11 protein-coding genes are annotated in these 11,952 nt (G+C 68.3%); 6 read left to right on the top strand and 5 right to left on the bottom strand.

What is annotated here, in order from left to right:
- Positions 1-218: 218 nt before the first annotated feature.
- The 4 genes from QF037_RS03990 to QF037_RS04005 form a co-directional block, all read right to left on the bottom strand.
- Positions 219-1,877, bottom strand: a complete 1,659-nt coding sequence (locus QF037_RS03990) for a hypothetical protein (protein WP_307021841.1) — start codon at positions 1,875-1,877, stop codon at positions 219-221.
- Between the two features lie 336 nt (positions 1,878-2,213).
- The gene (locus QF037_RS03995) at positions 2,214-2,345 is read right to left on the bottom strand and encodes a hypothetical protein (protein ID WP_307021843.1); all 132 of its coding nucleotides are present in this window, start codon (positions 2,343-2,345) and stop codon (positions 2,214-2,216) included.
- Positions 2,346-2,414: 69 nt separating this feature from the next.
- Positions 2,415-3,848: a non-reducing end alpha-L-arabinofuranosidase family hydrolase gene (locus QF037_RS04000; protein WP_307021845.1), complete on the bottom strand. Its 1,434-nt coding sequence runs from the start codon at positions 3,846-3,848 to the stop codon at positions 2,415-2,417.
- Between the two features lie 244 nt (positions 3,849-4,092).
- Positions 4,093-4,815, bottom strand: a complete 723-nt coding sequence (locus QF037_RS04005) for a FadR/GntR family transcriptional regulator (protein WP_307021847.1) — start codon at positions 4,813-4,815, stop codon at positions 4,093-4,095.
- 412 nt (positions 4,816-5,227) lie between these two features.
- Here QF037_RS04005 and QF037_RS04010 point away from each other — a divergent pair, with 412 nt between their 5' ends.
- The 3 genes from QF037_RS04010 (at position 5,228) to QF037_RS04020 (ending at position 10,272) form a co-directional block, all read left to right on the top strand.
- The gene (locus QF037_RS04010; protein WP_307021849.1) at positions 5,228-7,459 is read left to right on the top strand and encodes an alpha-L-fucosidase; all 2,232 of its coding nucleotides are present in this window, start codon (positions 5,228-5,230) and stop codon (positions 7,457-7,459) included.
- A 380-nt stretch (positions 7,460-7,839) separates the two neighbouring features.
- Entirely contained in the window at positions 7,840-9,042 is a 1,203-nt protein-coding gene (locus QF037_RS04015; protein WP_307021851.1) for an SGNH/GDSL hydrolase family protein, read from the top strand.
- Between the two features lie 123 nt (positions 9,043-9,165).
- Positions 9,166-10,272 carry a ricin-type beta-trefoil lectin domain protein gene (locus tag QF037_RS04020; protein ID WP_307021852.1) on the top strand — a complete coding sequence of 369 codons (1,107 nt, stop codon included), beginning with the start codon at positions 9,166-9,168 and terminating at the stop codon, positions 10,270-10,272.
- An 89-nt stretch (positions 10,273-10,361) separates the two neighbouring features.
- On the opposite strand, the gene QF037_RS04025 is transcribed toward QF037_RS04020, so the two are convergent.
- Entirely contained in the window at positions 10,362-10,538 is a 177-nt protein-coding gene (locus QF037_RS04025) for a hypothetical protein (RefSeq protein ID WP_307021855.1), read from the bottom strand.
- Positions 10,539-10,599: 61 nt separating this feature from the next.
- On the opposite strand from QF037_RS04025, the gene QF037_RS04030 reads away from it, so the two are divergent.
- From QF037_RS04030 to QF037_RS04040, 3 genes are all read left to right on the top strand, one after another.
- Positions 10,600-11,022, top strand: coding sequence for a hypothetical protein (locus tag QF037_RS04030; protein WP_307021856.1), 423 nt, complete (start codon positions 10,600-10,602; stop codon positions 11,020-11,022).
- A 315-nt stretch (positions 11,023-11,337) separates the two neighbouring features.
- Complete coding sequence (locus tag QF037_RS04035; protein WP_307021858.1) at positions 11,338-11,616, top strand: hypothetical protein; 279 nt, start codon at positions 11,338-11,340, stop codon at positions 11,614-11,616.
- Between the two features lie 59 nt (positions 11,617-11,675).
- Entirely contained in the window at positions 11,676-11,942 is a 267-nt protein-coding gene (locus QF037_RS04040; RefSeq protein WP_307021860.1) for a hypothetical protein, read from the top strand.
- The last annotated feature ends 10 nt before the right edge of the window (positions 11,943-11,952 follow it).

Genomic DNA, 11,952 nt, shown 5'->3' on the forward strand with positions numbered 1-11,952 from the left:
CCACAACTGCAACAACTGAGATCGACAGTAGCACGCCACAACGGCCTGCGTACGTCGAGCAATTCCGCTCCGGCCGCAGCTGCAATAACTCTCACCGCACGGCCCGTAAGAACTCTCCCCTCGCCGGCACAGATATTGGTGCACAGCGCGACGAAGGAAGCCTCAGTCTCGGCCCGGCCCGACGTTCAGGACGACTGATCTTTCCCGCAACGTCGCCCTCAGCATCGTGGCCTCTGCGAGGGCGGCGTTGCGATGTCGGACGCGGCCGCGTATTCGGAGGAGATCCGGTAGAAGCCGGGTTCGTGGACGGTGAGGCGAGTGAACTCGCCCTGTTGCCGCAGGCATCCGCCGTTGTCGGCGTGGAGCCAAGGTGAGTAGGCGATCCGTACGGTCACCGAACCCGGCCTCGGCAGGTGGACGACGATGTACGCCTCCGATGCGCTGACAACCTCCGCGGGTCCGGTCACGAGCGGCACCGCGTCCCGTACCCGGTACAAACGCCAGTGCGCGTCGCTCCACACCGGTTCCAGCCAGGCCGGTTCTGCGCGCACCAGGCGCGCCTCCGCAGCCCCGTAGCGGTCGGGCTCGGCGTCGGAGACGGCCACGTAGCCGACGGCCCACCGGTTCAGCCAAGCCCGGTAGGTCGTGGCGGTAAGGGTGCCGTCGTAGAAGAGCCGACCGCGTTCCATGTCCAGCTGCGTGTTCCAGCCACGGGCCATGTTGACGTGCGAGGAGAGCAGGGCGGCCTCGCGGTGGTCCTCGGCCGGGACGACCTCGACCCGTGAGCGGTTCGCGTCCAGCCGGTCGAGCGTGCGGACGAGCCCGTGGGTGTCGGCCCACGCGGGGACCGCGCCCGAGCTCTGCAGGAAGGAGACCGGCGTGCCCGATCCCAGCCAGAACAAGGAACCGACCAACGCCAGGGCGAGAGCCCCGCGTTGACAGCGGGCAGGCCGCTCCACGCCGAGCAGGCCGGCCAGCAGTACGGCGGGAGCGAACAGCAGCGCCAGACGCTCGACGTTCGAGCCGATGGGGGAAGGGGTGACATAGGTGAGGCCGACGCCCGCCGCGTACACGGCGCCGCCGCAGCGGACGACCTGCCAGCCACGTGGTGCGCACGTCGCCACCGCGAGCCCCAGCAGCGCGGGCCACCAGATCCGCCCCGCGGCCATCGGCTGCTCGCCGTCGAACGGAAACAGCAAGGTGGTCGCCCCGACGACCACGAACGGCGGGATCGTGAGCACGGCGGCCCGCCCCCAGTCGCGGACAAGGCCGTAGGCCGCACCGGCGACGACCAGGAACAGCCCTGCCACCGGGCTGGCCATGGTCGCCAGCATGGCGTACCCGGCGGCCAGCGCCAGACGCCGTTCGCCGACCAGCAGCACACACGCGGCGAGCGCGAAGGCGACCCCCAGGGCGAATGTCACCCGGCCCGCCGCGATGTCCACCCACAGCCCGAACGCGGCCAGCAGCGCCGGTGCCTGCGGACGCCGTATCCCGGATCGCACGAACAGCACCGCGGCCAGCCATCCGGCTGCCAGTCCGGAGGCCACGGCGATCGTCCGCACGCCGAAGAAGCCCATCAGATACGGCGAGAGCAGGCTGTAGTTCGCGGTGTGCAATCCGCCGAACCAGAACAGTCCGTACGCCGAGTCGCCGTGCTCGGCGGCGAAGCGCGCCCAGGTGTCCTGGGCCGCGAGGTCTCCGCCGCCGTTGGCGCGGAAGAACGCCCACACGAGATACAGCGGGAGCATGGTCGCCGTGGCGAGCAGCGGTACGCGATGACGGCGCAGCCGGCCGGCGAGCCATCGGTGGCCTCTCGGTCGCCGGGCAGGGGCGCCGCTGCGGGCGTCGGTGGGCGTGTCGACAGCAACTGTCATGGGGGCGTCTCCGTTCGGCGATGGGCAACTCGACGGCGACACGCGGGCGGGCGGGGTGAGGGAAGGGGTGGAGGCGTGGTCTCGGCGGGATCGGCACCGCGAGTGCCGTGCGGGATGTCACCGGCCGTCATCCGAATTCTTCGCTGGAGCCCCTGTCGCGGACATCAGCCGTTCGACCGAGCCGTCGGCGCGAAAGCCACGCGGGAACCGGCAATACGGCCGATGCGTGGGCGGCTCGGGAGGAGGCGGCGAGGGGAAGACGGCTCGGGCCGCGCGGTGTGACGGGCGGTCCTGGGAGGCCTGCCCGTCAGTGGCGATGAGGGAGTCACCCCCTGCTCAGTGCTGCCGCTTGCCGTGGTAGCGCTCGGCGAGGCGGGCAAGTGCGACGGCGGCGAGGAGGAGGCCGAAGTCGCGCAGCGCGATGACTGGAGCCTGTCGCCTGATCGACCGGCTCCCGTCCGTACCCACGATGAGAGTCCACGAACGAGAGAACCCCAGCCGACGCGCGGCTGGGGTTCTCACCGTGGATCAGGCGGGTCAGCGCTGCAGAGTGAGGAGGCCCGGCCGGTACGGCAGTTGCAGGTAGCCGGTGTTCGGCGGTGTGCTGGTGGCGTAGCCCTGGTAGAGGAACTGCAGGTTGCAGGGGTCGATGGTCATGGTCTGGTCGGGGTTGTTGCGGACCAGGTCACCGTGGCTGATGCCGTTGGTCCAGGTGGCACCGCTGTTGGCCTTGCCCGCGAAGGGGTTGCTTTCGGTGGCGGCCTGTGGCGTCCACGAACCGTTCAGGCTGGAGGCTGTGAACGAGCGGAAGAAGCGATCCTCATTGGCGCCCCGAGCCTCAACGATCATGAGGTACTGGTTCTGGCCCTGGACCTTGTAGACCTCCGGCGCCTCGAACAGGTTCTTCACCGTGTCGCTCATGACCGTCGTGTATGCCGAGCCGAAGCTGGCCGGGAAGTTCCCCAGCGGCATGGTCGACCTGTAGATCTTGCCGTTGTCATCGGCGAAGAACAGGTACATGTTCTGGTCGTCGGCGATCATGGTCGGGTCGATCGGAGTGCCTCCCGAGCCTTCGGGGAGGCTGCCGGTGAACAGCGGCTGCGGGGCGGACCAGCCGTTGGGGTTGGTGGGGTCGCTGGACGTGCGGTAGGCGAAGGGCCAGTTGGTACCCCACCCATTCGAGGCCAGCACCCAGATGTTCTTGGTTGAGAGGTAGAACAGTTTGGGCGCCACCGTGAGCTGGTTCATTCCGGTCTGGGTGGCCGTCGCCATGTCCGACCAGTTCGTGAAGGGACTGAACCCCATCGAGCCCCACGACGATCCGTTGGAGGTGGTCCCGTAGACCAGGTGCTTGCCGTTGTACGTCACGGTGGTGAAGTCCTTCAGCGCGACCTGCCCGTTCGCCGGCTGCGCCAGTGGACCCGTCGAGGTCCACCGGTAGGTCGACGGAAGAGCACACGTGCCGCCCGACCCGGACAGGCCGGTCCACTTCTGGTTGGTGCCGCCGTGGCACGACCAGAGCTGCACCGCCGTGCCGTTGGCCGTACCGCCGCCCGAGACGTCCAGGCACAGCCCGGACTGCACGCCGACGATCGTGCCGTCGGAGTTCACCCGCCACTGCTGGTTCGCGCCGCCGTTGCAGGTGTAGATCCGCACCGGGGTCCCGGACGTGGCGCCGCCCGGGACGTCCAGGCACTTGTTGCCGTACACGGTCAGTTGATTGCTGTCCGTCGACGTCCACTGCTGGTTGGTTCCGCCGTGGCAGTCCCAGATATGCACGTTCGCGCCATCGGCCTGGCTGAAGCCCGCCACGTCGAGACACCGGCCGGAAGCAACACCGCGCAAGTCGCCAGTGGTGGCCGCCTGAGCCGGGCCGGCAACAAGCAGGGCCGCCAACGCGGCCAGGGCCGCAACCGCGGCGGCGAGCGCCGCAGACGGATGTCTGCGGCTGAAAAAACTACGTCTGCGCATAAGGACCTCGTCATCCTTGAGCAAGCGGCTCCGGTTCACCCGTCTGGGGCTGTCCCGATGATGTCGGTGCGAGCGGCCCTAAATGTTCGACATTTCGAACAAGGGTCGACGTGTCGATCAGGATCATAGGGTTCCGATGATCAGCGTCAATACCTCTCGCATAATTCGCGAGACGGAACATCCGCAGGACCGGGCAGCCTCAAGTTCCTTTGCTGTACAGGACTTTGGCGTGAAACGCTCAGCGTCACGCCCCCGCTGCCGTCCCGAAGGGAAGCAGCTCGCCGGATCGCAGATGTCCCCGCAGCCACTGCTCGGTGTTGCTCACGTGCAGCAGCGCGGCGGCCTGGCTGAGGGCGGAGTCACGGGCGGACAGGGCGTGGAAGATCGCCTCGTGCTCGGCGAGAGTGCGGCCCGCGGCCTTGTCGTCGACCAGACCGCGCCAGATGCGGGCGCGCAGGGTGCGGCCGGAGATCCCTTCCAGGAGGGTGAGGAGGGTCTCGTTGCCCGTGGCCGATACGACGGCGCGGTGGAAGGCGGCGTCGTGGGCGTTGAGCTGTTCGACGTCGTCGCGAGCCTCGCGCATGGCGTCCAAGTGCCGCTGCACCTCGGCCAGTTGGGCGTCGGAAATGCGGGTGGCGGCAAGTGCCGTGGCCATGGGTTCGAGGAGCCGCCGTACCTCCATGAGGTCCTGCAGGGCGACCGAGTCGCCCTGGAGCAGTTCCACCGCGCCGCCGAGCCCCTCCAGCAGCAGACTCGGCTGAAGGCTGGTCACATACGTGCCGTCGCCCCGCCGGACCTCCAGGACCCGGGCGACGGCGAGCGCCTTGACCGCTTCGCGGGCGAGATTACGGGAAAGTCCCAGCTGAGCGGCCAGGTCCGGCTCCGGCGGCAGCTTCGACCCCGGAGGCAGGGCACCGGTCTGGATCAGCTCACGGATCTCCTCAATGGCCTTGTCCGTCAGAGACACCGCTCATCCCTCCCCCACCGTGCCCCGCGAGCACGTTCAACCTGATCAGCACCTGAGCCCGGCGGTCGTCCCAGTGACCACGGCGGCCCAATGCCGACAGTAGCGTTCATGATAAGGCGATGCGTGTGCCGGAAGGCGATCACGGCGGGCGGGGGTGCCGTGCGCCGCACAGACCGCAGCGAGGGCCCGAGCCTGTCCGCCACCTCGTCAGCCTCAACGGGCCGGCCCACCGCCAAAACATGCCATGTTTACACGGCCGCAATGCACGCCATACAGGAGTAACTCCGACAACTACCCCGACACCAGGGGCACTTTCATCCCTGCACACTGGTTGACATCCCCTGGCGGCATGGCCCACCTTCATGCGTGGCCCTGCATTCCCCCTGCCCCCCTCCGTATCAGGGATGTGTCCATGCCGAGCTCGATCAACAGACGCCAGCTCCTGGCCTCCGCGACCTGCGTGGCCACGGCGGCCGTCGCCGGAGGCGTGGTCGGTGCCGGTGCCGCCCAGGCGGCTCCCCGCGCGTACACGCCGGACTGGGACTCGGTCGACCAGCACCCGCCGGCTCCGGAGTGGTTCCAGGACGCCAAGTTCGGGATCTACTTCCACTGGGGCGCCTTCAGTGTTCCCGCCTACGACAACGAGTGGTACCCGCGCAACATGTACCAGGCCGGCAGCAACGCGAACCGGCACCACATCGCGACCTACGGCCAGCCGTCGGCATGGCCGTACCACTACTTCATCGACGGGGCGAAGGACCTCGCGGGCAACACCGTGAAGTTCGCACCGAAACTGAAATCAGCCGGCGGGAAGTTCGACCCCGATGAGTGGGTTCAGCTGTTCGTCGACGCCGGCGCCAGGTTCGCCGGCCCGGTCGCCGAACACCACGACGGCTTCTCCATGTGGGACAGCCAGGTCAACGAGTGGAACTCGGTGAACAAGGGCCCAGGTCTCGACCTGCTGCGTCTGTTCTCCACGGCCATCCGCGCCAAGGGTCTCAAGCTGCTGGTGGCCATGCACCACGCGTACAACTTCACCGGTTTCTACGAACACGCCCCCGCCCAGACGGACGCCAGCCTCAAGAAGCTCTACGGGCAGCTGGGTTCGACCGCGGAGAACCAGCTCTGGTACGACAAGCTCAAAGAGGTCATCGACCGCGCTCAGCCCGACATCCTGTGGCAGGACTTCAACCTGGACGCCGTCGACGAGCGACAGCGCCTGAACTTCCTGGCGTACTACTACAACCAGGCCGACAGCTGGGGCCGTGAAGTCGTCGCCACCTACAAGGACGGCATGCACGCCAAGGGCGCGGTCTTCGACTACGAACGCGGCGGCCCGGCCGATCTCACTTACCCGTACTGGCTGACCGACGACAGCATCTCGAGCAGCAGTTGGTGCTACACACAGGGCATCGGCTACTACAGCGTCCAGCAGATGCTGCACTCGTTCCTCGACCGGGTCAGCAAGAACGGCAACGTGCTGCTGAACATCGCGCCGATGGCCGACGGCACCATCCCCCAGTCCCAGAAGGACATCCTGCTCGGTATCGGCGACCACCTGAGACGCTTCGGCGAGTCGGTGTACGCGACCCGGGCCTGGGCGGCGTACGGCGAGGGCCCGACGAAGATGGGCGGCGGCTCCTTCACCAGCCCGACCGCCGGCACACCGCAGGACATCCGCTTCACCCGCACCAAGACCGACGACGTCCTGTACGCGACCGTCCTGGGCTGGCCCGGCAGCTCGCTGACCATCAAGACCCTCGCCTCGTACCGGATCGATCTCTCGTCGCTGACGTCGGTGAAGCTCCTCGGCCCCACCTCGGGCACCTACATCGATCTGCCCGCACCGACGCAGAGCGCCTCCGGCCTCACCGTCACCCTGCCGTCCTCGGCGCCGTACAGCGCGGGCGCCTTCGTCCTGAAGCTGACCTTCTCCGGCACGATCCCGGCCCTGCGGCCGCTCGTCGGCGCCACCGCCTTCACGGACGTCAACTACACCGGAAACGCTGCCGTTCTCGCCCTCGGCGACTACACCGCGGCCGACCTGACGGCAGTCGGGCCGGGCCCGCGCACCCTCTCCTCCCTCCGACCGGCCCCGGGCTACCAGGTGATCGGCTACTCCGGGGACACCTATACCGGCACCGCCTGGACCTTCACCGCCGATAACCCCGACCTCCGGGCCACCGGCAACAACGACCTGATCACCTCGCTCAAAGTCCAGTTCAACCCGGCGACGTACTTCCGGATCACCAACGCCACCAACGGACTCGCCCTGGACAGCGGTGGCGACGTGGCCTCCGGCTCCAACCTCAAGCAATGGACCTCGGGCGACAGCACCAACCTGCAGTGGCAGGCGGTCGCGGTCGCCGGCGGCTACTACAAGCTGGTCAACCGCACCAACGGCATGGTCGCCGACGGCTGGGGAGCCACCGCCGATGGCTCGCCCGCCCGGCAGGCCCCCTGGAACGGCGGCACCAACCAGCAGTGGACGATCACCCACCGCGGCGGCGGCCGGTACTCCATCGCCAACCGCACCACCGGACTGGTCCTCGACGGAGGCGGCAACGTCAGCTCCGGCTCCGTCACCAAGCAGTGGAGCTACGACACCAGCACCAACCTGCTGTGGACCTTCACCGCGCTGTGACCCACCGAGCCCGCTGCCGCTGACGGGTCGCCACACACCCTGGCCGTGCGAACCGCACCCGCGCCGGTTGCCCGACGATCGGCTTCGGCGCCATGCCGCAGAAAAGCAGCCGCTCTCCATGGATGCCCGCGCCATGGATCGTGGCGCGTGGCGGACTCACGCGCATGGAAGGGCGCCGAACCGTGCCCCGGATGCGCTTCGTCGCCGCCTCGCGCGTACCGGCCGCGAACGCTGACAACGCACCCTCTCGCAGAGGGACCTTCGACAGCGATGTCGACCAATGGCCGGAAATCTCAACGTGATTGTGCCTGCCGCAGCGGGGCGTGCCGGGGGTAGACCGTCCACATTCAGCGAAAGCATGACGAGTGAAGAGAGGTGACATGTATACGACATTCAACGCGTCGTCGTGGGGACGCGGGAGAAGTGCGGGGGCGCTGGCCGCGGTGACCGCCTTGCTGGCGGCGCTGGTGACGGGACTCGGCGCCACAGGGACGGCACGGGCGGCAAGCGTGGACGGCGTCAAGGTCGGGCAGTTCGCCGACTGGGACGGAGCCGACCAACAGGGGCAACTGATCCGCGCGACAGGGGTGCTGGCTCGCGTGCACACCGCGGGGCGGGTCAAGGACGCCGGAAACATGGTGCAGTACAGCTGGCCCGGCGTGTACTTCGAGGGCCGCGTCCGCGGCACCGGCGTGGGCATCGTGCTCAACGACTCGGCCGCCGACTACGACGTCCAGATCGACGGAGCCACCGCCGCCACGCTCGTCACGCCCGGCAACACCACTCACTGGATCAACGGCCTGTCGAACAGGACACACACCGTCCGGCTCGTGAAGCGCAACGACACTCCTTGGGACACCAGCGCCTTCGGAGGCTTCGTCGCCGCGCCCGGCGGTGCCGTACTGAGCAAACCGGCCGCCCGCAACCGCCAGATCGAGTTCATCGGCGACTCCCTCACGGTGGGCTACGGCAACCTCTCGACCTCGCGCACCTGCACCTCGGACCAGCTCAGGCGGAACACCAACTCCGATGTGAGCTACGGCGCCCTCACCGCCCGGCGGCTGAACGCCGACTACCAGATCAACGGCTACTCGGGCCTCGGCATGGTGCGCAACTACAACGGAGGCCGTTCGGACGTCACGTACCGGACCTTCTACGACCGTGCCCTGCTCAACGTGCCGGGCGACGTCTGGCAGAACCCGGGCACCTGGCGCCCCCAGGTCGTGGTGATCAACCTTGGCACCAACGACTTCTCGACCGCCCTCAACCCCGGTGAGCCGTGGACACCGGAGAGCCTCGCCGCCGACTACCGCAGCGCCTACGGCAACTTCATCCAGAAACTGCGCACGCGCTACGGGGCCGGCACGACCATCGTGGCCGTGGGCGCCGGCCAGTACGCCGCCCATGTCCAGCAGGTGGTCAAGGGGCGCAACGACGCCGGCGACAGCCGGGTCCGCTACTGGTTGCTCGACGACTCAGGCCTGGACTTCCTCGGCTGCGACTGGCACTACTCGGCTCGCGACGACCGGCTCATCGCCGACCGGCTCACCTCGTACCTCGGAGGTCTGCCGACAGGCTGGTGAAGGCCACCGCCCGCCCACGAGCACCACGGATCCGGCCACGGGAAAGCGCTGCGGCCGGACTTCCGACGGAACCGCGTTCAGCCCCGTTGATCGAGCAATCACTCGCAGAAGAGGACAGCCTGCATGAGAAGACCTTGGCTTCTCCCCCTGATCGCACTTGTCGCTGCCGCGCTCGGCATGATGGCGGCCGGTGTGACACCTGCTTCCGCCGCCTCGACCACGCCTTTGCGGGTCATGCCGTTGGGCGACTCGATAACCTGGGGGGTGGGAAGCAGTACGGGCAACGGCTACCGGGCTCCGTTATGGAACAAGCTTGCGGCAGACGGCCATCCGCTGGACTTCGTGGGCACGGGGCGGGCCGGTTCGATGTCCGACCCCGACAACGAAGGACACTCCGGATACAAGATCCATCAGATCGCCGCGCTGGCTGACGCCTCGCTGACCCGCTACCGGCCCAACGTCGTGGCGCTGATGATCGGCACCAACGACCTCAACGAGAGCTACCAGGTCTCCACCGCCACCGCCCGGCTGAAGTCGCTGGTCAACCAGATCACCGCCGCTGCCCCCGACGCAACCGTCCTCGTGGCCTCGCTCGTCGTGTCCACCAGCGGCTCGGAAGAGCAGTACCGCGCCGCGTACAACCAGGCCATCCCCCAGATCGTGAGCGAGGCCCAGGCCGCGGGCAAGCGCGTCGCATACGTGGACATGCGCAGCCTGACCACGGCCGACCTGGCCGACGCCCTGCATCCCAACGACTCGGGCTACCAGAAGATGGCAGACGCCTTCCACCGGGGCGTCCAGTCCGCGGACAACGCCGGATGGCTGAGGAACCCCGCCCCCGCCCCCGCACGCGTGCAGTCCGACTTGGGCGCCAAGTGCCTGGACGTCAACGGCGCCGGCACCGCCGACGGGACCGCCGTTCAGATCTGGAGCTGCGGCGGTGGTGCCAACCAGCTCTGGTCCGCCTACACCGACGGCACCCTGCGCTCCATGGGCAAGTGCCTCGACGCCGCCGGCGGGGGTACCGCCAACGGGACCAAGGTGCAGATCTGGGCCTGCCACGGCGGCGCGCAGCAGGTCTGGCAGCCCTACAACGGCGGCTACCGCAACCCCGCCTCCGGCCGCTGCCTCGATATTCCAGGCTACTCCACGACCGACGGCACACAGCTCCACCTGTGGGACTGCCACGGCGGCTCCAACCAGAAGTGGACCGCTCTCACTGCCGGATGACCCGTCCTCCCGGGACCCGAGCCCTCTCCGGGCTCGGGTTCCTTGACGATGGCGCCAACTGGCGACCTGACGCGGGAGGTTGGGGAAGCTCAGTGGGGACTGCCCGTCGACGAGTTGTCGTAGGTGCCGTTGGGCTTGGCACGGTAGGGGTAGTGGCCGAGTTTCCGGCCGCGTCGCACTCGGCGGCCGGCACGCAGCAGCACGGTGACGATGATCAAGATCAGCAGCGTGACCCCGCTGCCGGCGAGTATCAGTGCCGTCTCCATCGGCTGAGTGTATGAGACAAGGGACAGAGGGTCAGCCGAGATACAGCCCGAAGGGCAGCCAGTGGCATCACCGAACTCGTATGATCTCGCGGTGAAAATCTGGACGGAACGCCCTGCCAAGGCCGAGGCCGAAGTGGTCGTTCGCCGCTACTTCAACCTGCTCCGAGCCGGGAGGATCGCTGAGGCCGAACAACTCATCGATCACTACCCGGTCCGGCATGTGCTCAAGTCGCTGTGGACCGGTTCCGTCGAAGCGAGCGCCGATGAGGACGAGGCGAGCGGCAGCCTCGCTGCCGACGAGTGGAGGCAGGACCTGTCCTGGCTCGGCGAACTCGATCTCGCGGACTTCCACTGGGGTCACACCGGCAGCCATGTCAACGTTGAGATCACCTACCACGCGCAGGTAATCGAGGTGGCATTGGGCTTCTGGGTCAGGCCCACCGACGCCGGCTGGGTCGTCACGGGGCCGGCCACGTACTGGTAGGACACGGAAGAGCAGCACGATCCAGGTGTCAGCGCAATTCTCCCGCTGGCGAACCGTCACAAGCTGTCGATCAAGGACCCGACCGGCCCGAGCACCCCGCCCCCGCCCACCGGCCACTGGTTGGCGTTCGACGACCTGCGGTGGGATGGCGGCTTGATCGCGGAAGTCGAGGCGGAGCTGACTCTGAAGGCCGCATTCGAAGCGCTTCGACGATGCATCCTTCCTCAGAGACTGTCAACGGGCCCTATAGAGGAAAGCGTCTCGCGGTAGGACCCCTTGATTCATACGAAACTCGTCCGTTACCTTGCGCTGGGAGTGAAGCGCTTCGACAGTGCCGTAGGAAGGCCGCCGCCGTCCGTCAGCGGGCCTGCGGCCCTGTGCCCGGAGCAGCTCGCCGAGCCACACGCACCCGCGCCCACCACCGTCTTCGGCCCCGCAGAGGAACTGGGCCGCGTCGCGGCCCAGCAGATGATCGACTGGCCGAACGCCGCCCTACCAGGCGAACGGCCCGAGGACGAACGAGTACCGCTGTCACTGGCCCTGACGGCTCGACAGAGCACGACTCGACTTCCCGTACCCGAGGAACCCTCATGACGACTCGCCACCGACCGCCCGGGTGGCCTGGCCTTGGGCGGGGACTACAACCCCGAGCAGTGGGACGAGCCGGTGGCCACCCCGGGGGCCACGGCCTGGGCCACGAGGCGGTGGCGGGGGTGAAGCGTCGCCGTCGCGCGGTTTCCGGGGCGGCGCCGAGGCCCCACCTGCGGGACACCGCCGCATCTGTCGACCTGCTCTACCCCTCGGCCAGCCGGGCCGTTCCCGCCTGGAGTCCCGACACGGCCGAGCTGAGCCTGACCCTGCCCACCGCGCCGTCCGCCGTCCTGCTCCGCGTCACCCCCACCGGCCCCGGCGCTCCCTGACCCACCGCCC

It is taken from the genome of Streptomyces canus, assembly GCF_030815415.1.
GTDB classification, from domain to species: domain Bacteria; phylum Actinomycetota; class Actinomycetes; order Streptomycetales; family Streptomycetaceae; genus Streptomyces; species Streptomyces canus_F.